The sequence below is a fragment of the Priestia sp. Y58 genome, assembly GCF_029522095.1.
GTDB lineage: Bacteria > Bacillota > Bacilli > Bacillales > Bacillaceae_H > Priestia > Priestia megaterium_E.
On the sequence record NZ_JAKWFL010000008.1, the window covers coordinates 61,694 to 80,401 of the forward strand.

The 18,708-nt window shown below is 33.1% G+C and carries 17 protein-coding genes, 1 pseudogene and 1 other annotated feature; of the genes and pseudogenes, 5 read left to right on the forward strand and 13 right to left on the reverse strand.

Annotated features, from left to right (window positions below; genetic code table 11):
* Nucleotides 1-132: 132 nt before the first annotated feature.
* Nucleotides 133-1,020 (forward strand): AraC family transcriptional regulator, encoded by an 888-nt coding sequence (locus tag MMB68_RS21475; RefSeq protein WP_171779294.1) that lies wholly within the window; start codon nucleotides 133-135, stop codon nucleotides 1,018-1,020.
* Here the strand turns inward: MMB68_RS21475 and uppS are convergent.
* Together uppS and MMB68_RS21485 are read right to left on the reverse strand one after the other, a co-directional pair.
* Nucleotides 1,017-1,715, reverse strand: coding sequence for a polyprenyl diphosphate synthase (gene uppS / locus MMB68_RS21480; RefSeq protein ID WP_221782547.1), 699 nt, complete (start codon nucleotides 1,713-1,715; stop codon nucleotides 1,017-1,019). The genes MMB68_RS21475 and uppS overlap by 4 nt on opposite strands.
* A 139-nt stretch (nucleotides 1,716-1,854) precedes the next feature.
* Nucleotides 1,855-2,364: a ferritin gene (locus MMB68_RS21485; RefSeq protein ID WP_221782545.1), complete on the reverse strand. Its 510-nt coding sequence runs from the start codon at nucleotides 2,362-2,364 to the stop codon at nucleotides 1,855-1,857.
* Between the two features lie 424 nt (nucleotides 2,365-2,788).
* Here MMB68_RS21485 and MMB68_RS21490 point away from each other — a divergent pair, with 424 nt between their 5' ends.
* Both MMB68_RS21490 and psiE read left to right on the forward strand, forming a co-directional pair.
* Nucleotides 2,789-3,088: a hypothetical protein gene (locus MMB68_RS21490; protein ID WP_277549315.1), complete on the forward strand. Its 300-nt coding sequence runs from the start codon at nucleotides 2,789-2,791 to the stop codon at nucleotides 3,086-3,088.
* 726 nt (nucleotides 3,089-3,814) lie between these two features.
* Nucleotides 3,815-4,234 (forward strand): phosphate-starvation-inducible protein PsiE, encoded by a 420-nt coding sequence (psiE, locus tag MMB68_RS21495; protein ID WP_221782541.1) that lies wholly within the window; start codon nucleotides 3,815-3,817, stop codon nucleotides 4,232-4,234.
* Between the two features lie 440 nt (nucleotides 4,235-4,674).
* On the opposite strand, the gene MMB68_RS21500 is transcribed toward psiE, so the two are convergent.
* The 8 genes from MMB68_RS21500 to MMB68_RS21535 all read right to left on the reverse strand — a co-directional run bounded on the left by MMB68_RS21500 (nucleotide 4,675) and on the right by MMB68_RS21535 (nucleotide 12,740).
* Nucleotides 4,675-4,956: a hypothetical protein gene (locus MMB68_RS21500; protein WP_146274342.1), complete on the reverse strand. Its 282-nt coding sequence runs from the start codon at nucleotides 4,954-4,956 to the stop codon at nucleotides 4,675-4,677.
* An 86-nt stretch (nucleotides 4,957-5,042) separates the two neighbouring features.
* On the reverse strand, nucleotides 5,043-5,603 hold the full coding sequence (locus MMB68_RS21505; protein WP_221782539.1) for a maltose acetyltransferase domain-containing protein: 561 nt from the start codon (nucleotides 5,601-5,603) through the stop codon (nucleotides 5,043-5,045).
* 76 nt (nucleotides 5,604-5,679) lie between these two features.
* The gene (locus tag MMB68_RS21510; protein ID WP_221783410.1) at nucleotides 5,680-6,669 is read right to left on the reverse strand and encodes a carbohydrate kinase family protein; all 990 of its coding nucleotides are present in this window, start codon (nucleotides 6,667-6,669) and stop codon (nucleotides 5,680-5,682) included.
* A gap of 53 nt (nucleotides 6,670-6,722) precedes the next feature.
* Nucleotides 6,723-8,183, reverse strand: coding sequence for a glycoside hydrolase family 32 protein (locus MMB68_RS21515; RefSeq protein ID WP_277549332.1), 1,461 nt, complete (start codon nucleotides 8,181-8,183; stop codon nucleotides 6,723-6,725).
* Nucleotides 8,184-8,204: 21 nt separating this feature from the next.
* Complete coding sequence (locus tag MMB68_RS21520) at nucleotides 8,205-9,446, reverse strand: MFS transporter (RefSeq protein ID WP_277549316.1); 1,242 nt, start codon at nucleotides 9,444-9,446, stop codon at nucleotides 8,205-8,207.
* Nucleotides 9,447-9,624: 178 nt separating this feature from the next.
* On the reverse strand, nucleotides 9,625-10,473 hold the full coding sequence (locus MMB68_RS21525; RefSeq protein ID WP_221782535.1) for a carbohydrate ABC transporter permease: 849 nt from the start codon (nucleotides 10,471-10,473) through the stop codon (nucleotides 9,625-9,627).
* Entirely contained in the window at nucleotides 10,473-11,417 is a 945-nt protein-coding gene (locus MMB68_RS21530) for a carbohydrate ABC transporter permease (protein WP_236019661.1), read from the reverse strand. Before MMB68_RS21530 ends, MMB68_RS21525 begins: the two co-directional genes overlap by 1 nt.
* Nucleotides 11,418-11,438: 21 nt before the next feature.
* Entirely contained in the window at nucleotides 11,439-12,740 is a 1,302-nt protein-coding gene (locus MMB68_RS21535; RefSeq protein WP_221782533.1) for an ABC transporter substrate-binding protein, read from the reverse strand.
* 556 nt (nucleotides 12,741-13,296) lie between these two features.
* On the opposite strand from MMB68_RS21535, the gene MMB68_RS21540 reads away from it, so the two are divergent.
* Nucleotides 13,297-14,271 (forward strand): LacI family DNA-binding transcriptional regulator, encoded by a 975-nt coding sequence (locus MMB68_RS21540; RefSeq protein ID WP_221782531.1) that lies wholly within the window; start codon nucleotides 13,297-13,299, stop codon nucleotides 14,269-14,271.
* Nucleotides 14,272-14,594: 323 nt separating this feature from the next.
* Here MMB68_RS21540 and MMB68_RS21545 read toward each other — a convergent pair.
* Together MMB68_RS21545 and MMB68_RS21550 are read right to left on the reverse strand one after the other, a co-directional pair.
* Nucleotides 14,595-14,771: pseudogene (locus MMB68_RS21545) on the reverse strand (IS3 family transposase); the annotation flags it as partial.
* 325 nt (nucleotides 14,772-15,096) lie between these two features.
* On the reverse strand, nucleotides 15,097-15,612 hold the full coding sequence (locus MMB68_RS21550) for a DinB family protein (RefSeq protein WP_221812916.1): 516 nt from the start codon (nucleotides 15,610-15,612) through the stop codon (nucleotides 15,097-15,099).
* 520 nt (nucleotides 15,613-16,132) lie between these two features.
* Nucleotides 16,133-16,347 (forward strand) — a binding site (T-box leader).
* A 43-nt stretch (nucleotides 16,348-16,390) separates the two neighbouring features.
* On the opposite strand from MMB68_RS21550, the gene MMB68_RS21555 reads away from it, so the two are divergent.
* The gene (locus MMB68_RS21555) at nucleotides 16,391-17,767 is read left to right on the forward strand and encodes an amino acid permease (RefSeq protein ID WP_269870966.1); all 1,377 of its coding nucleotides are present in this window, start codon (nucleotides 16,391-16,393) and stop codon (nucleotides 17,765-17,767) included.
* Nucleotides 17,768-18,093: 326 nt separating this feature from the next.
* Here the strand turns inward: MMB68_RS21555 and MMB68_RS21560 are convergent, their stop codons facing one another.
* On the reverse strand, nucleotides 18,094-18,537 hold the full coding sequence (locus tag MMB68_RS21560; RefSeq protein ID WP_277447970.1) for a hypothetical protein: 444 nt from the start codon (nucleotides 18,535-18,537) through the stop codon (nucleotides 18,094-18,096).
* Nucleotides 18,538-18,708 lie beyond the last annotated feature (171 nt).

Genomic DNA, 18,708 nt, shown 5'->3' on the forward strand with positions numbered 1-18,708 from the left:
TTTAGATGAGAATTATTTTTATTGACTTATACTTTAATTAATATATTATAAATTTATTAATTCAGTTCATACTTGGAAAATATGCCGAGTTTTTTTGCAAATATACTAAAAGGGAGTTATTGGAGGAAAAGAATGATGCGTTTTAAGAAAGAATCTTATCTAGAAAGTTCACAATTTCCATTTAGTATTAAGCCACACAAGCTTAAACCTAATGAAATTTTCAACTTACACTCTCATGAGTTTATAGAATTAGTTTATGTAAAAGAAGGAAGTGGTACACACACTTATAATCAGAGTTCTTATTCTATATCTCAAGGAGATGTATTCATAATAGAGCCAGAGGTAGAACATAGCTATCATGTGGATATGCACCATCATCTACTTGTTTACAATATAATGTTTCAACCACAGCTTTTAAGTAGAGAATTAGAGGCACTTACAAACGTTACTCCATTCGTAGATTTCTTTTACATGGAACCTTTTTTTCGTAAAACTGTTGATTTTAAATCAAAATTAACACTAGATATTCATCAACAAATGGAATTCAATTTTTTGTTAGACCGTATCCTTGAAGAATATAGAAGGAAACAGTTAGGTTATCGATTCTTAATCCAGACAAAGTTAATAGAAATGTTTATATACTTAAGCCGGTGCTACGATAATATTTATAAAAAACCAGTGACTTATTCCCTTTCTGATGCGGAATTAATTGATCAGGTAGCAAAGTTTATTGAGAAACATCATGCGAGTGCGCTTAGCTTAAAACAAGTTAGTCAATTGTGTGGTATGAGTCAATCCAGCTTTACAGCGAAATTCAAAGAATATACCGGAATAACCTTTATTCAATACCGTAACAATGTCCGTTTACGGATAGCCAAAGAACTTCTTAGTAATACAGACCTTAAAGTTATCAGTATTGCACAAGAAGTTGGATTTGACGATGTTAGTAATTTTAATAAAATGTTCAAACAAATCGTAGGTAAATCTCCAAAACAATTTAGGAGGGAGAGTAGTATTTAATAATATAATTCTCTTCCTTTTACTGTCATTTTAAAATGATTAATAGCTTTTAAAAAATCTTCATTATTAAAATCTGGAAATAATACATCTGTAAAATAAAGCTGAGTATAGGCAGATTGCCATAGCAAGAAATTACTTAACCTTTGCTCTCCACCTGTACGAATAATAAGGTCTGGACGAGGAAGGAGATTTGTATATAAATACGTCTCTAGACATCTTTCATCTACCTTGTCTTTACTTAACTCTCCTTTTTGTATATCTTCAACTATTCTTTTAGTAGCTTGGATAATTTCCTCTCTCCCTCCATAATTAAAAGCAAAGTTAATGATTATCCCAGTATTGTCTTTAGTTTCTCTCATAGCCTGGACTAAGGTTTTTTTTGTTTCCAAAGGTAATTCATCAATATTACCAGAAACTCTAACTCTTATATTTTTGCTCATGAATTCAGATATTTTTTCTCTGAAAAATATAGTTGGTAGTTCCATGAGATATTCTACTTCCTTCTTAGACCTTTTCCAGTTTTGAGAGGAAAAGGTATAAAAAGTTATTACATCAATGCCTAAATTTATACCTGTATTAATTACCATTTCCAATGTTTTTATCCCTTCAAAATGTCCGTGACTACGAGAGAGTCCTTTCTTTTTTCCCCACCTTCCATTCCCATCCATTATCAATCCAATATGTTTTGGAAGCATTTTATACACTCCTATTCATGATGAATAAAATATTTTCGATTTATAAGATCCAGTTTTAATTTGTTATATAGTTTATAAATCTTTTTTAATCCTGGTGAATTTATTCCAATAGTAAAAACAGGTTTATATAAACCTGTTTTTACTGACTACTTTTAATTTTGAAAGTTTTTTTACTAAGCTTATTATCTATTAATAAGAAAAGCTCACTACCTGTTGCAACACCCTTTAATTGGGTAATAATCTGTCTAAGAGATTCCTCATGCTCTAATTGTTCATCAACAAACCATTGAAGAAAGCTCAATGTGGAGTAATCACCCAATTCCACTGCCAAAAGGAGTAATGAATAAATGTTATCTGTAATGCCCTTTTCGTGTTCTAAAGAGTATTGAATGACTTCCAACGAACTTTGAAAGTTACAATATGGTTTTTCTGTTTCACTAATTAATGGATTTCCGCCTTTTGAAACTAAATAATGATAAAACTTCATTGCGTGAAATCTTTCTTTCTCAGCTTGAACTAAATAGAAATTAGCAAAACCATGGAACCCCCTAACAGAAAAATAAGCTCCCATAGCCGTATATGCCTGAGATGATTGAAACTCATAATTTAGTTGATTATTAAGCCCTTTATTTAAGTGTTCTGGTAACATCACTAGACCCTCCATCAAACTTTTTATTTAGATTTTTATTAAGGAGGCCAATAAGTTCCTTACAAAAACAAAACAGTAATAATATAATTGTAAATGAAGACCTTATTCCGAACTGCGCAATTTTGCCAAGTAACTATGTAATTCTTCTCCTTATCTATCTATCAGCTTTTTACCCGAAGTGTTGTATGTAAACGAGACTGTTTCCAAGTACTTAATTATGATACCTGCTGGCTTATGGCTTCTCCGATCAAAGAATAGATGGTGGTTTAACATAATTTCTGTTTTTTTAGGACTTATAATTTCATTAATTGCATTTGAATTCATTTAAAGCATACTATAAAAGCTATCTCACTCTATGAGATAGCTTTTTACTTTTAGCTGCTGATAAAAGGATATATCTAAAGGTGTAGAAGGGAGTAAATAAATGAAAATTTTTTTTAGAATTCCTTTGAAAGTAGCAGTATCCTCTGTAGCTGCTACTGTTATTTTGTACGGAGTAATAATTGGAGGCCCTCTGTCACGAGCTTTCACAGCAAACACGTTTGGTTCATTGATACAAATTACTGTACCTATTTTAATTTTCATTACAATTTTAGGATTTATTTACTCTTTCTTCATCAAAGGAAACCAAAAATTCATCTTTTTATTGTTTCATTTTATTTCTATTTGCATCATTTCACTTGGTATATATGTTTCTATAGCTCTTCGAGATTTTGCCCCTTGAGAATGAATTACAAAAAAGAAACCTTTGCTCATATTAGGCAGAGGTTTTTTAAATTTATCGGAATACGAGGGAATATGCTATTAGTCTGTCCGGATTTGTAGATCCACATACATATATCTTTGAAAACAAATATTGTCATTAACTATATTCATAGAATATAACCTTGTCTCTGTTTCAGTGTTTGTTAAGTAAACACTAAATTATTTTATTTATTATTATGGTTTTACTATTTACACTTAGTGACGACAAATAAGACCTTTTTCTACAAGGTGTGTAATAGATAAAGCATTTATAACAAAAGTATTTTATTGTTTACTTAACATTATAGAGCTTCCATATGTTTTTCTCTTGATAATCTATATACTTACTCCATCATTCTCCTCGGCTAATATAATTCTCAAATATAGCATTTCTGACTATAATATAACCATTACATCCATCTATAGTCTGGTTTGCAATGTACTTTGTGTCAAAAAGGAAATGCGACCAATTCATCACTTGTAAATTCGCAACTGGATATTTCTTTCTTTTTTACTTGTCTACATGATTCAGTTACATAATATGACTTACCCGACTTAACCAAGTTTGTATATTATATACGTCTTCATTTATTGCAATATATAAATTAAAATAAACATTCCAACAAACAAGTTGTAACGGCTAACGCTAAATCTAAAACGAGAGATATAATAAAGTAAAGAGTCTATGTATGTAGGAGGAATATTGATGATACACCAAAACAACAGGCCGAACTTTAAGGTTTCACACGTTCTCCGGCTTATCTTAAATACAGCATTGATTTTACTAGCTGTTACTTTATCCGTTTTGCTTGGTAAGGAAATTTTCCATTTTATTCATTTTTCTATTTTTAATCGAGGAATTGAGACTCACTACAAAATTCTTGAAAGTATCTTAGTTTTCTTTTTGTACTTTGAATTCATTGCAATGATCGTAAAATATTTTCAGGAGAATTATCACTTTCCTCTACGCTACTTTCTTTATATTGGTATTACTGCATTGATACGTCTGGTTATTGTAGAGCATGATAACCCAGTTAATACACTTTTGCACACTTGCGCTATTCTTGTGTTAACTATCAGTTACTCCATTATAAAGTTTTCGTCGAAACAAAAGGAGAAACTATAATTACGCTTTGTTAAAAACAGGATATCTTTTCGTTATGCATTTTTGTCCAGAATACCAGTACGAAGACTTCCAAGGAGACAGCCTCGAAAATTTCAAGGGGGTCTGTCTATACGCTATACATTCATATACATAAATTACTTCCGAAAAATCACATTATGTAAATAAAATGCAGCTTACCTAAAAAAGCTCACCTTTTTAGGTAAGCTTTGAAAGGGGAATATCTATGAAAAAATGCTTTACAGCATGATTAGCAATTAATTTATCATTTAATAGTGAAAAAAAGATGAAAATTAACCACACTAAAAGGACATATCATAAGATATACCCTTCTAAGTTTTTTACTCTGTAAAAATGCATAATCATGGTTTGATTTACACTTGGACCAATAAAACTAGCTTTACCAGCATGTTCTCTTGTTATCATGACCTTTCACTTGAAAACTAAATATTTAGCCCTCTTTTTATCCATACTACTTTTGTTTTTTTCTTTAAAAGAGGGATTTTATTTCTAAATTTTCTTTTAAGTACCTCTACACTTGAACTGTACAATATGTTATCTTTTAAATGATTATTTCTATCTTGATTTTTTAGCGTATATGCTGGATTAAACGATAATGTCATTTTATAAAGCATCTTATCTTGTTTCTCTATAATTGCTTGATAGGTCCCTTGATAATGACCCAAATGATTATAATCTCTAATTTTCCCCATCCATATATTCAATTTAATCACCAATTAACTAATAAGTTAGAAATTCAAGTTTCATTTAGAGTAATGTTACCAAAATTCAGCGAAATTTTCTTATAACCTTAGTTTCCAATTTTTTTAATGATTTTCGCTGGATTCCCTCCCACCACTACATTGTTAGGTATGTCTTTAGTCACTACTGAACCAGATGCAATAATAACATTGTCTCCTATCGTCACTCCCGGATTTATCACTGAATTTCCACCAATCCATGCATTGTCTCCAAAAATAATTGGTTTTGCGTATTCCTTTCCTGAATTCCGTTCATTTGGATCAATTGGATGAGTTGCTGTATAGATATGTACACCCGGACCAAGTAAACAATTATCTCCAAATCTCACTTCACAAATGTCTAGGATGACACAATCAAAGTTTGCAAAAAAGTTTTCGCCAACAAATATGTTATAGCCATAGTCAACTCTAATATTTGGTTCAACATATACGTTTTCCCCAGTAGAACCGAATAAACCTTTTAATAATTTAATACGCTTATTACCTTCACTCTCTAAAGTTTCATTATATATTCTAACCTGCCTTCTAGCATGTTCTCGATCCTTTCTTAATTGTGGGTCTGCAGGATTATACATTTCTCCACCTAACATCTTTTCTTTTTCAGTCCTCATTATTTAAACCCTTTCTTTTAACCCCTACTTATATTGTGAATTCCAAACTAATTCCCAATTATAAATACATATTTTCTTAAACTAATCTGCCTCTTTGAGTAGCAATAAAATTCATTATATGTTGTTTTCCAGGTGCTGCGTGGATCGCTCCTTTTACTGAAGCAGTAAGTGCCCCACTTGCATTAGCAAAGGTAAGCAATTGTTGATGGTGTTCACTCACTTTTTGACATAGATTGTCGCTCGATATATCAATTGAAAGCAATTCAGATAAAAAACCACCTATAAATGCATCACCTGCTCCGGTTGTATCTGAGACAGTTATCTTAAATCCTTTATCCTCAAATTGTTCTCCAGTTTTCAAATAAATAATGGCTCCATCTTTTCCTTTTGTATAAACTACTACTTTTACATTGCCAACAAAAAGGGAGTTAATGGCTTCTCTTTCTTCCCTAATATTAGTTATAAAAAATAGTTCTTCATCCGATACTTTCACGATATCTGCTAAAGGTAAAAAGTCTAGAATTGTTTGGCGACAGCTTTCTTTATCAGGCCATAAGGGAAGACGAACATTGGGATCAAAACTGACAATCCCCCCTATTTTTTGAAAACTATCTATTACTTTTACATGAGTTTGTTTCATTGGACTTTCGACTAAATCTACAGAACAAAAATGAAGAAGGTCTCCCTTATCAAACCACTCTACTTTCACTTCGTTTGGTAAAAGTAATAAGTCAGCTGAATTCTTTCTATAAAAGCTGAAGTCCCTATCTCCCACTTTATCTACAGATACGAATGCCAAACCGGTCTCTCCTTCATTACATCGGATAATGTAGGAAGTGTCTACCCCATTTCCTTCAAGCACATCTACTAAATAATCACCAAAACTATCATTAGCTATTTTGGTTAGCATAACAGAATTTCCGCCGTATTTTGCAATCGCAATTGCAACGTTCATAGGAGCTCCCCCAGCCACACGTTCAAAACTAGTAACTTCTTTTAAAGATTTTTCTTTTTGAACAGGAATAAAATCAATTAATGTTTCACCAATACAAAAAACTCTTTTCAACATCCTCACCCCAGAACAATGAACAAGTGTTTGTACACTTGTTCATTCATAGTTTATTTCCAGATATCTTTTAACTTCCAATGTGTTAATTCTTTAATTCTTACATCCTCAGCATCTGCAAATACTTCAATGCCTAATCTATCTTCAGTTGGGTAAATACGGCTTGTCATAGTTGCTTGTCCCTCATTTGCAAATACTTCAATAGAGGATCGATCAATGAATATACGTAAAGAAAGCTCTTGATTTGCCCTAAGAATAGTTTTTCTTACACCGTCTTCGACTTTACCAGACTTAGAACAATCAAGTTTTAGTGTTTGTTTGTCCAAGTGATACGTTAGTACAGTCTCTTCCTGGTTAATTCCACGAATTCTTATTCCAACCGACTGAGCGTTACAATTAGTTAAGTCAAACACAGCTTTTATTTCAAGTAAATCTTCGTTTGTTTCTATTAAATAACTATTAGAAATCACATTAGTAAGTGTATTATGTTTAACCTCACGTAATAACTTTAATTCTTCCACAGGATTCATTAGAACTTTATTATTCTCTCCTAAGGTAACTTCACGTGGTAATGTAAGTGCCCCACACCATCCATCTTCTTTTGTTGGCATATCTGATTCCCACATATCCATCCAACCAATAGCAATTCGACGTCCTTTTTCATCTAATAACGTTTGAACTGCATAAAAATCATGTCCATTATCTAACTCACTAAATGAGCCGTGTGTAAAGTCGTTTGTTTCGTAATTGTAATCTCCAATTAAATATCCCGTTTGGAATAAGTTGTTGTATAAATCCCCATCTTTTTTAATACCTTGTGGAGAAATCATGAGAACGTGTTTTCCATCTAATTCAAAGAAATCTGGACATTCCCACATGAATCCAAGGTTTTCGTTTCCTTGTGCCAATACACCAATATATGACCACGTACGTAAATCTGGAGAACGGTATGAAATTACTCTGCCCACATTCTCCTTGGTCGAATTTCCTACTACCATATACCAACTATCTTTGTATTTCCATACTTTAGGGTCACGGAAATGATGACTACTATCCGTAGGTGGTTCAGGAATTACTGGATTTTCTGCAATCTTATGAAATGTTAAACCATCGGTACTAACAGCAAGATTTTGATTTTGATAAAATAGGTCTTTTTCTTTGTCCACATAGTGATGACCTGTACAGATCAACGTTAATTCACCATCATTATCTACAGCGCTTCCGGAGAAACACCCGTCAGTATCACAAGCATCACCAGGAGCTAAAGCGATAGGCAAGTGTTCCCAATGCACAAGATCTTTACTCTTTACATGTCCCCAGTGCATTGGACCCCAGTTTTCATCATAAGGATGATGTTGATAAAATACATGATATTCTCCTTTATACTGTACTAAACCATTTGGGTCATTAATCCAGTTAGCAGGTGCCATAATATGATAACCTAACCGATAACGGTTATTTATTCCCTCTTTTGCAATATCCAATGCTTCTTGCGCTTGTTGAAGTTTGTTTATTGTGAACATTCTAACATCTCCTTATATAACTTGTTTTATGTCCGTTATATTTCCTTCTAAATCTTTAATTTTATTAAAACTTAATAAAGTGAACATTGAAATAATCGTAAAACAAAGGACCATTGTGCCTAGAATAAGGTAAGTATGACGGAACCCTATCATGTCGTATAATTTACCTGCAAAAGGTGATAACAAAGATGCACCTATTTGAGAGGCAGCCTGAAATCCGACTAAATATAAAACGGAAGATAGACGTGTATCGAAGTTAGCTGCAAAATATTTAAAAATAGCAATCAACATAATGGGTAATTCTAGTGCATGTATTAATTTCATTGAAGAAATACCGATTGGCCCTACTACAAGCCCCGAACCAATAATACGAAGTGCCATTAGAAGACCGGCTAATAATAGTCCGTTTTTGGCTCCAATTTTATTTACAATAAAAGGTGCAATAAACATCATTCCAGCCTCTAAAAATACTTGAAAAGAACTTAAATATCCAAATACTTGATTCCCTGTAGCCTCAGTAGGAAATAAAGATGTGTAGTAAATTGGAAACTGTTGATCGTACACACTATATACACACGTTACTCCAATCACATACATCATCAAAAACCAAAATTTCTTTAAAAGAAAAAGTTGTCCAACATCCTTTAATTTAACGGACTCAGCTTTTTCTAATTCATAGTTTGTGACTTCTATTTTCACCGATAAAATAATTCCAACTAAGATAATTGCTGAAACAGATGCCACCCAAAAGTTGATATTTGGATTAATATTAAATAGCTGACCTGCAAAGAAGGTTGCTGACGCCCAACCTAACGAACCCCACATTCTAGACTTTCCGTATTCGAAACCGTATTTGCGGCTAACTTTTTCAACATAGGTTTCAATAGTGCCAATACCTGCAGAAATACCAACGCCTAAATAAATTGCTCCTACAGCTGCACCTAAAATCACATTATATTTTAAAAGGGGTCCATATATATAAATATAAAATGGTCCTACAAATATAAGCATTAAACTGATAAAAGATAATATATTTTTCTTTAGGCCTATCTTGTCGGAGATATAACCATATACAGGCTGTATACACAATGCGAAGATAGCGTTTACAGAGAAAATCAAACCTGTGGCTGATCCACTTAAGTTTAATTCTTGCTTTAACCAAATAGGAAATAAAGAGGCGCTAGAAGACCAAGTAAAAAAGAAAAAGAAAAAATAAGCACTTAGCTTCCAATAGAGAACTTTTGAACTTTTCATGTTTGTTGCTCCTTTAACTAGATATATAGAATCTTTGAAACAAAAACTGAAAGCACTTTCAGATTCATTTTATGTCAACCGGTTCCACAAGTCAATATTTTTATGTCAACCGGTTGACATTTATTTTAAAAATCACCCATACATAGTTATTATCTTCGTAACAATAACCTAAATTTTTTTATTTAATACCTGTTCCTGAACCACCAATCCCTTCTAAAATATAACGTTGAGCCACTATATAGATAAGAATTAAGGGAATGGTCGATATTGTTAAAACAGCCATAACTTGATTCGTGTAAACTGGCTCCGTACTATTGATGGCTGTAATTGCTACTTGAATAGGAAATTTTGATTTGTCCGTTAAAACCATCAAAGGCCAAATATAATCATTCCAACTTCCGATAAATGCTAGAGTTCCAACTGTAGCAACAGCCGGTTTAGACATCGGTAGCATAATTCTCAAGAATATTTGCCAGGTATTTGCTCCATCCAATTTGGCTGATTCAATAATCTCTGCTGGAATAGCCATGAAAAAGTTTCGGAATAAATAGATATTGAATGCCCCTGCTAAGGCTGGCAGAATTACAGCAAGACGAGTGTCTACTAATCCCAGTTTGTGAACTATAGTAAATTGTGAGATTAAGATTGTTTCTAGTGGTACGATTAAAAGCGCCAATAAAAGACCAAACAGAACTCTTTTTCCATTAAAATTCAATTTAGCAAACGCATAACCTGCCATCCCGTTGATAATGACAGAACCTGCTGCTACACATAAACCATAAAACAAGCTGTTTATTATATAACCAAGTAAATGAAAACGTGACAGAACTTGCTTATAGGATATAAACCAATCTGACGGATGAAAGGAAGGTAGGAAAGCCTTGATACTGTTCATATTATTATAAACTTCTGCTTCAGGTTTCATTGAGGATGCGATCATCCAAAACAATGGGAATATAAACAATACTGCCAGCAAAACTAAACAAATGTATTCTAGAATTGTTAAAGGTCCGAATTTTCGTCTCATTAGTCATCTTCCTCCTTCACTAATTTCCGTTGCGCTAGCGTAACTAACCCAATAATTGTTCCAAATAGAAGAGCAATTGAACTAGCATATCCGACCATTCGATCCGTAAAGCCAGTTTGATAAATGTAATATACAACTGTCATCGTGGAGTTTACTGGCCCACCTTGTGTCATAACCATTGGTTGGACTAATAGTTTAAACGCACCAATTAATGTCGTAATAAATATAAAAATAGAAGTTGGCTTTAATAATGGTAACGTAATATAAATAAAGCGTTGCCATTTATTCATTCCATCTAGCTGTGCAGCTTCGTAGACGTCTCCAGGTATATTTTGCAAACCTGCTAGGAAAATTAACATTTGAAAGCCAGCCCCCTGCCATGCTGAAACAAAAACGATTGTAAACATAGCCTGTTTAGGGCTCGTTAAGAACGGTTGAGCTGATACACCAAAATAAGTAAGTACATTGTTTATAATTCCTTCATTTGGATTTAACAGATAGAGCCAAAGAACTGAGATAACAACGAGCGACATTACCACAGGACTAAAGTAAGCTACTTTAAAAAATGTGTTAGCTTTCCGTTGTTTGTTTAACAGGAGGGCCAGCCCAAGAGCTGCCCCTATTTGTAAAGGAATTACCCAAACGACAAATTTCAGTGTATTCGCCAAGCTTTTCAAGAAAATAGGATCCTTAAATAAATTGATAAAGTTGTCTAATCCAACAAACTTACGCATATCGGGTGTTAAAAGATAATAATCTGTAAATGCATAGTAGACGGACATAATAGCTGGAATAATAAGAAACAGCAATAAAAGTAATAATGCTGGTCCTAAAAATGTATAAGCTACTACATTGTCTTTCCATTTAATTTTATTTTTGATGTTTTTTTCTGCTCTTGGAAATGTGTAAACAGTCTTATTTCCTTTTAATCCAGTTTTAATCATAATGCCTCCTTCTAGCTGCTTTTATCGATTAGCCTTATCGATAGCTGCTTGCATTTCTGTAGCACGTGTATCTAAGACTTTTTTGATGTTTTTGTTTTGGTCATAGAAACTGATATCATCAATTGTTTGTTGGAAAGCACGTGTTACTTGTGGATACGCTGGTGTTACTGGTCGTGCATGTCCTGATTGCTTTAATTGTTTCATAAATACATTCATTTGATCAGAAAATTCTTTTGTAAGTACTTTTTCAGAAGAGTAACGCACTGGTAGTGCTGCAATTGTACGACTTAATTCTAAATTCGAATCTTTATTTGTCATCCAATCTACTAGTTTAGCAGACCATTCTTTATTTTCAGATTTCTGTGTCATTGCAAACTGCCAACTTCCTGAAGGTGAAACCAGTTTCTTTGTCTTGGGTGATACTGGATAAGGCATCACACCATAATCAACTTTTTGAAAATTTGTTTTCATATCCGTTACTGTCCATACACCACTAAACTTCATTGGGTACTTTTCTGTTTCAAAAGCTTGTTTGACCGGAGTACGCGTTGTATAACCTTCTTTTAACATCGTTTGAATAAAAGTCATGGCTTCAACACTAGGCTTTTTATTAAACACACCTTCTGCTTTAGTACCGTCTTTCGAGAGAATTTCTCCACCTGCAGACCATACAAATGGCGTTAGTGCATACGTCAACATTTCATCTTTTGCTTGTAATTGCATATCAATAGCCGGTTTATTATATTTTTCTTTCAACGTTTTACAAAGGGCCATGAATTGATCCCATGTCCAAGGATTGTCAACTGTCGGTAACGTATTTAAATCAACGCCTGCCTCTTGTAGCATTTTTTTATTGTAGTAAATTCCCACAGATGATTCACTCGCACCAATCGCATACAATTTGTCTTTGTATGTTCCTTGTTGTTTGATACTCGGTAGTAAATCATCTTGATCTTTCACATAATCATCTAGTGGAGCAATGATGCCAGATTTTGCATAAGCAGCTGTATTTGGCCCATCCAACGTAATAACATCGGGTAATGTATCAGTTGTCAACGCTGCGTTTACTTTATCCTCATATCCTCCGCCGTTCCCACTACGTGGAATAAATTCAATTTTAGCTTTAACATTTTTAGATGCATACTTCTTGTTAAAAGCATCTACTCGTTTTTTATATACCTTACCTTCTTCACTATCGTCTGATACGTGTACCCACATTGTAACCATTTGTTTGCCATCACTACTTACGCTTTTATCCTTACTACAACCTGCTACAGCAAGAATTAGTAATAAAGATATACCTACTAAAAACCATTTCTTCATACGTTCCAATCCCCCTTATTTTTCCTTATTCACAACAAATATATAAAAGCGCTTTCAAGAAGTATTTTATGTCAACCGTTTACATATGTCAATCGGTTGACATGTTTTTTTTGAAATATCAAACTTTTCGCTCCTACCCTTAAAATGGAGGTATAATATATTAGAATATATGTATTATCAATATCTCGTTCATAATAAAAGTTAATGTTTGTTCGATATAAGCTAATAGTAATTAACCCCTAATTCTTGCACATGTTAGAGATATTTTCTACAATAAGTCCGTAACAAATAAACTTTAATTAATTAAAGTATTCCTCAAAATAAACTATTTCACAATATGAAATTTTTATTAATCAGGAAATTGTAAAGCTATCAAAGGAGGAATTAATTTTAATTGTTGTAAAGTATTTATTTAATAGTTGATAGGCTATTTTTCTAATCTAAACAAAAAATGTGTTGTGTGACTAAAAAATATAAAATCTTATTTAAATAATAAAGATAAAAAATCCTAATATAATATTCAAAAATGGTATTTAGCAGGATAGGAGGAAATAAAATGAAACCTAATATCCATGATGTAGCAAAAGTCGCAGGAGTTTCATCAACAACAGTTTCACGTGTCTTAAATAATCGAGGTTACATAAGTGAAAAAACAAAGGATAAAGTTTATAAAGCGATGGAGGAAATTAATTATTTTCCAAACGATTTAGCACGTTCCTTATTTCATAAAAAAACAAATTTAATAGGATTAATTATACCTAATTCAAGTAACCCGTTTTTCGGTGAGCTGGCTTTTCATATTGAAAGTATTTGTACTTCACTAGGTTATAAATTGTTGCTTTGTAATAGTTTAAACCGTATGGATAAAGAGGAAAAGTACTTAGAAATGCTTATACGAAACCAGGTAGATGGGGTCATTGTTGTAACATACAACCGAGGAGTCCTAGATTATCATAAACAAAATTTACCTATCGTAGCAATTGATCATTATTTATCTGAAAAGATTCCTGTTGTAGGATCCGATAATTATGATGGAGGGAAAAAAGCTACAGAATTGTTAATAAAGAAACAGTGTGAAAATATCATTCATATTAATGGCCCACTCGATTTGGAAACACCAGCAAACTTAAGAAGAAAAGCGTATGAGGATGTTATGAAAGGACACGGAAAATTACCAATTACATATGAAGTCTCTCCTCAAAAGAGCCGTGAGGATGTAATCGCTGAGCTTTTTGATGAAAATCCGGAAGTAGACGGTATTTTTGCAAGTGATGATCTAATTGCGGCTGCCGTCATAACAGAATCTAGAAAAAGAGGAAAGGATATACCCACTCAACTAAAAGTGGTTGGTTACGATGGAACAGAAACAGTAAAGGCTATACTACCAGAATTAACGACCATACAACAACCTATTGATTCTATTGCTAAGGTAGCAATAGACATTTTATCTAAAGAGATTGAGGGCGAATTCAATAATATAGAACTTGAAACGTATCTGCCTGTTAAGCTTTTAGAACACGGAACTACTTAAATAAATTCATAACACTTTCAAACGAAAAAGGTATCTCTTTAAAGATTTGGAAGCAATTTATTCTTAATTTAGAGTCATTAAAATAACTATCTTTTTTCCAAAGATTTCGGGCTTGGTTGTCTCAGAAAGGTTGAGAAATCAAGGATGTATAAAAATTTCATACACCAGCAAAAGAACCCTTGTTAGACGCCTTCAGTATGAGTTCTTTTGTCTGGTTCCTTTAAATTACATTATGTGAACTGAACAAGTATAGGTTATACAGTCTAAAAACAGAAGGAACTACTGTCCCTTGGACTGAACCCAAAAAGTTAGACAATTTATATTTAAGCAACGTAATTGGCATGAGTAGAGTATTCGACTGGACTCATGCCTTTTAATTTCCCCTTAATTCGAGTGTTATTATAGTAGTGTATATATTCTTTTAGCTCTCTCTCAAAATGATCCATATCTTTAAATTGTTGAAGGTATAAAAGCTCTGACTTCAGTTTGAAAAATAAATTGATAACAAGAAAATAAAGATTTCTATAACGCCAAAATTTGCGTTGAATCAGGAATTATATGAAAAGCAAAAGTTAATTTTGTCAGCGAGCATTTCTCTGCATGTCAAAGTCTTTGATTAACTAGGTTTTTATTTATAAATGATTGTGACGAGAAAGCACCTTTCTATTTGTACGGGAGGTGCTTTTTCGTTTCTTATAAAAACATAAAAATGGAGGAACGAAAAAAGCCCAATTTCTCTAGTTTAACACTTAGGAATTGGGCCTTTTAATATTAACGTTGTAAATCCGCATTTCCTGACGCTACCCCTTTTAGATAGAGGAGAAACTACTCTTTTGCATCCCTTTCATATAAGTATAAAATATAATCAGTCATAACACCGGGATGGCCCAATTGCCGTAGCATAGCTGTAATATTGCCACGATGATATGTTCCATGATTGACAACATGTTGTACTACATCAGATAAACGGGTTTCGAGTCGTCCAGCAAATGAAGTTTCAAGCACAAAGGCGGTTTCTATATCTTCTTGACGATTGAGAAACGCTTTGTACCGGCCAGATAAATCGAAAAACATCGTTTCTACTTCCTCGATTCTTTTCGTTTCAATCTGTTCTCTCAATTGATTAGCCGACGCAGATGCTTCATCAAACTTTTCACCAGAAATACAATCTAACCATATGTTGTCAGAGACATAAATGTGCGCCATCACCTTTGATATAGAAGGAAAAACGCTCTGAATTTCCTTTTCGTAAATGTCCTCAGAAAGTTCTTTTAATCGGTCGAAATTTTTTTGGTTTGCCCATACATGGTAGTCGTACAATTTTAATGAGTGATGTGACATTTGAAACTCCCCCTATTTCCCCATTCATTATCGACATTACACAAGGTATCAGTAGTCAACTTAACTATACTTCTATAAAAATATCCTCCAGACCTTTTGTTTAAAGGAGTTTTTTGTTCACTTAATATGAATTATAAGAAGTAACAAACCTTTAAAATTCCTATTAAAGGTTTGGTATATGTGTAATTCAAATGTTGTAAAAGAAAAGAATAACTCTTGCCTTGTTATATTCTTTAGGATAAAATACAATACTGAGATATTTTCTCACCATTTTTATTCTGATTTGAAAACCTACTGTACTCTTGTTTGCACAGTAGGTTTTCTATTATAGAAAAGCGTACAGTTCAATCACAGTGCAACTGATTGGAAAAGGAATGATTAACTACTAAATAGTGGTAATTATTATCTTTATGTAAAATCTAATAACTCTTTTTATAGCTGTAAATAGATAAAAAACATATTGACATTTAATTTCAAACTAACTAAGATGATATACATTACATATACTTTAATTTAATAAACAAAAGCTAAGATAGGATCTTAAGTAATCCTAATCTCCCTGTTATAGAGAGCTGATAATTGGTGGAAGTCAGTACAAAGATTAGAGATGAAATTCACTCCTAGAGCTTCCTCTTCTAATGGTGTTTTAGAGAGGACGGATAAAACCGTTATGCTAATTAAGAGGTAAGATGTTTTTACAATATAGGGTGGTACCGCGAAATTTTCGTCCCTGCTGAATAATTCAGCAGGGACTTTTTTATGTTAAAAGGAGGGCATCATGAAAGAAAATACCGCATCAAAGAATACGTTAAAAAAACAGTTATTACCGCGACACATTCGAATGATTGCTATTGGAGGAATGATTGGGACAGGAATTTTCAAAGGGAGTGCTGATACAATTGGATTAGCAGGACCTTCGGTTATCTTTTCGTATCTATTTGCTGGACTATTGCTTCTCATTGTAATGGGAGCTTTGGCTGAAATGGCTATTGTATACCCATCCCACAATATGAAAGATCTAATTCAAAAAGCTTTTGGAAGACGTTTTTCTTTTGTAACGGGAGCTACTTATTGCTTTATGTGGCTTACTGTGTGCGTTATTGAAGTCATCGCTGCAGGTAGTTTTCTGCAATATTGGTTTTCTTCTATTCCTTTATGGATTCTCTGTCTCATTTGTTCAATTGTACTTATTTTAATTAATGCTACAAGCGTAAAGTCTTTTGGAGAAATTGAGTTTTGGTTTGCTGGTATTAAAATCTTTGTTATTATTGCTTTTATTTTATTAGGTATAGCGATACTATTTGGAATTATGCCAAGTAATAATTCATCTTCTCATTACCTTCACAATTATAGTGATTTTGTGCCAAATGGCTGGAAAGCCGTTTTCTCTACATTACTTGTAGTCATTTTCTCGTATGGAGGATCAGAACTCATTGGTTTAACTATTACGGAAACAAAAGATGCTGAAAAAGTCTTACCAGGGGTAGTTAAAGGCGTTATGTGGAGAGTAGTTCTGTTTTATACTTTGCCTATTTTTATTATCTGTGGCTTGATACCATGGGATAAAATTGATGCAAATGCTAGCCCTTTTGTCCAAGTATTTGAAACAGCCGGGCTTCAAGGGGCTTCTCATGTTATGAACTTTATTTTATTAACAGCTGTCCTTTCAGCAGCCAATTCAGGTATTTATGGCTGTACAAGGATGCTTCATTCTTTATCTCAGTCGGGAGATGCTCCTAAAAGTTTGTCCTATGTGAATAAACAAGGCGTACCTGTTTACAGTTTAGCTTTCAGTGTCCTATTTTTATTATTGGGAACGTACCTCGTATACTTATATCCTGAAAAAGCTTTTTCTTATTTATTAGCTATTCCTGGATTTACAGTTTCTCTTATATGGATTAGTATTTGCTTAGCTCAGCTAAAGCTACGTCCTCAATATAAAGAAAAACCATATTTTAAACTTTGGGGCTTCCCTTATTTAACGCTTTTTGCCGCATGTACATTAATTATTAGCTTCACAGTCTTTCTCATAGACAGTGCGAATAAGTTAAGCTCTATAGTTTGTGTAGCATTCGTTCTTGTAATGGTAATTCTTTCATTTTTCAAAAAGAACACCAAACCTACTTCTCTTGAAATATCGAATGATACCAATTAGATTTTATATTCTTCAAAAACTTAAATCAAAAAGCTACTTTTTAAAGTAGCTTTTTTGATTTATAGAATCACTTACTTCATATGAGAGCATTTTTAGTGATTTAACTCACGATTTGTTTTTGGGATTTTTTCTCTTCATTCCAAGCCTCTAAGGTTTCAAGGCTTGGTAAGTGTAAGATACTCTTTGCATCTCGTTATAGTTGTTTTCGCTGTGAGTGTAGTTTATTTCTTTAGCGTAATATGCCATACAAGATGCCATACTCGTTTTGAGCAATTCTTTCATTTTCTGCATAGCTTGTAGATTACAATAAGCAACATCGATTTCCATTAAGTGCCCAAAATGGTGATGTACGATTGTGTTTGACATACCTTTGTTATCCACACTGTAAATTCGTTAATCATGTTAATTAACTCACGAATGTACTTGTTTTTGTGATGATCAAACTGTTTGTACGTTTCTTCTACTTTGCTAAAATCAATCCATTTCTTTAGTTTAATCATAGGCGGGTTGGTGCTCAAAAAATACGCGAGTTCTTGCAGCTGATTACTGATCCTCAGCCATGTTTCTGCTTTGATCTCTGTCACTTGGGTAGGTTGATACTGTGGCACATACTTGCAAATCGTGGTGTGGAGATAAGAAAAAGCTTCATCAGCAAAATAGACCGATTCTTTATTCCAATACTTTGCGTTGTACTCACCTGGTTTCACTTCTATATAATAAGCATTTTCGACCTTGTCCACATTGGTTATCATTTCAAAAGGAGATTCCATAGCAACACCTCTTCTTTAGATAACGTTAGTATGTCCTTTTTTATTAGTGATTTACCTAAAAATCACTCCCAAGTTAATATCATGTACTTTTATTTTTTTAACCATTTATAAAACATAGGTATGATTGCCCTTCCTTTGAATAGGTTAGTTGTAAAAAAACATATAGCCGAA

Bases quoted from the DNA above. Each gene is read 5' to 3' on its own strand.
- MMB68_RS21475 (WP_171779294.1), top strand. From the start codon at position 133: ATGATGCGTTTTAAGAAAGAATCTTATCTAGAAAGTTCACAATTTCCA.
- uppS (WP_221782547.1), bottom strand. From the start codon at position 1,715: ATGCTTCCAAAACATATTGGATTGATAATGGATGGGAATGGAAGGTGG.
- MMB68_RS21485 (WP_221782545.1), bottom strand. From the start codon at position 2,364: ATGTTACCAGAACACTTAAATAAAGGGCTTAATAATCAACTAAATTAT.
- MMB68_RS21490 (WP_277549315.1), top strand. From the start codon at position 2,789: ATGAAAATTTTTTTTAGAATTCCTTTGAAAGTAGCAGTATCCTCTGTA.
- psiE (WP_221782541.1), top strand. From the start codon at position 3,815: ATGATACACCAAAACAACAGGCCGAACTTTAAGGTTTCACACGTTCTC.
- MMB68_RS21505 (WP_221782539.1), bottom strand. From the start codon at position 5,603: ATGAGGACTGAAAAAGAAAAGATGTTAGGTGGAGAAATGTATAATCCT.
- MMB68_RS21520 (WP_277549316.1), bottom strand. From the start codon at position 9,446: ATGAAAAGTTCAAAAGTTCTCTATTGGAAGCTAAGTGCTTATTTTTTC.
- MMB68_RS21525 (WP_221782535.1), bottom strand. From the start codon at position 10,473: ATGAGACGAAAATTCGGACCTTTAACAATTCTAGAATACATTTGTTTA.
- MMB68_RS21530 (WP_236019661.1), bottom strand. From the start codon at position 11,417: ATGATTAAAACTGGATTAAAAGGAAATAAGACTGTTTACACATTTCCA.
- MMB68_RS21535 (WP_221782533.1), bottom strand. From the start codon at position 12,740: ATGAAGAAATGGTTTTTAGTAGGTATATCTTTATTACTAATTCTTGCT.
- MMB68_RS21540 (WP_221782531.1), top strand. From the start codon at position 13,297: ATGAAACCTAATATCCATGATGTAGCAAAAGTCGCAGGAGTTTCATCA.
- MMB68_RS21550 (WP_221812916.1), bottom strand. From the start codon at position 15,612: ATGTCACATCACTCATTAAAATTGTACGACTACCATGTATGGGCAAAC.
- MMB68_RS21555 (WP_269870966.1), top strand. From the start codon at position 16,391: ATGAAAGAAAATACCGCATCAAAGAATACGTTAAAAAAACAGTTATTA.
- MMB68_RS21560 (WP_277447970.1), bottom strand. From the start codon at position 18,537: ATGGAATCTCCTTTTGAAATGATAACCAATGTGGACAAGGTCGAAAAT.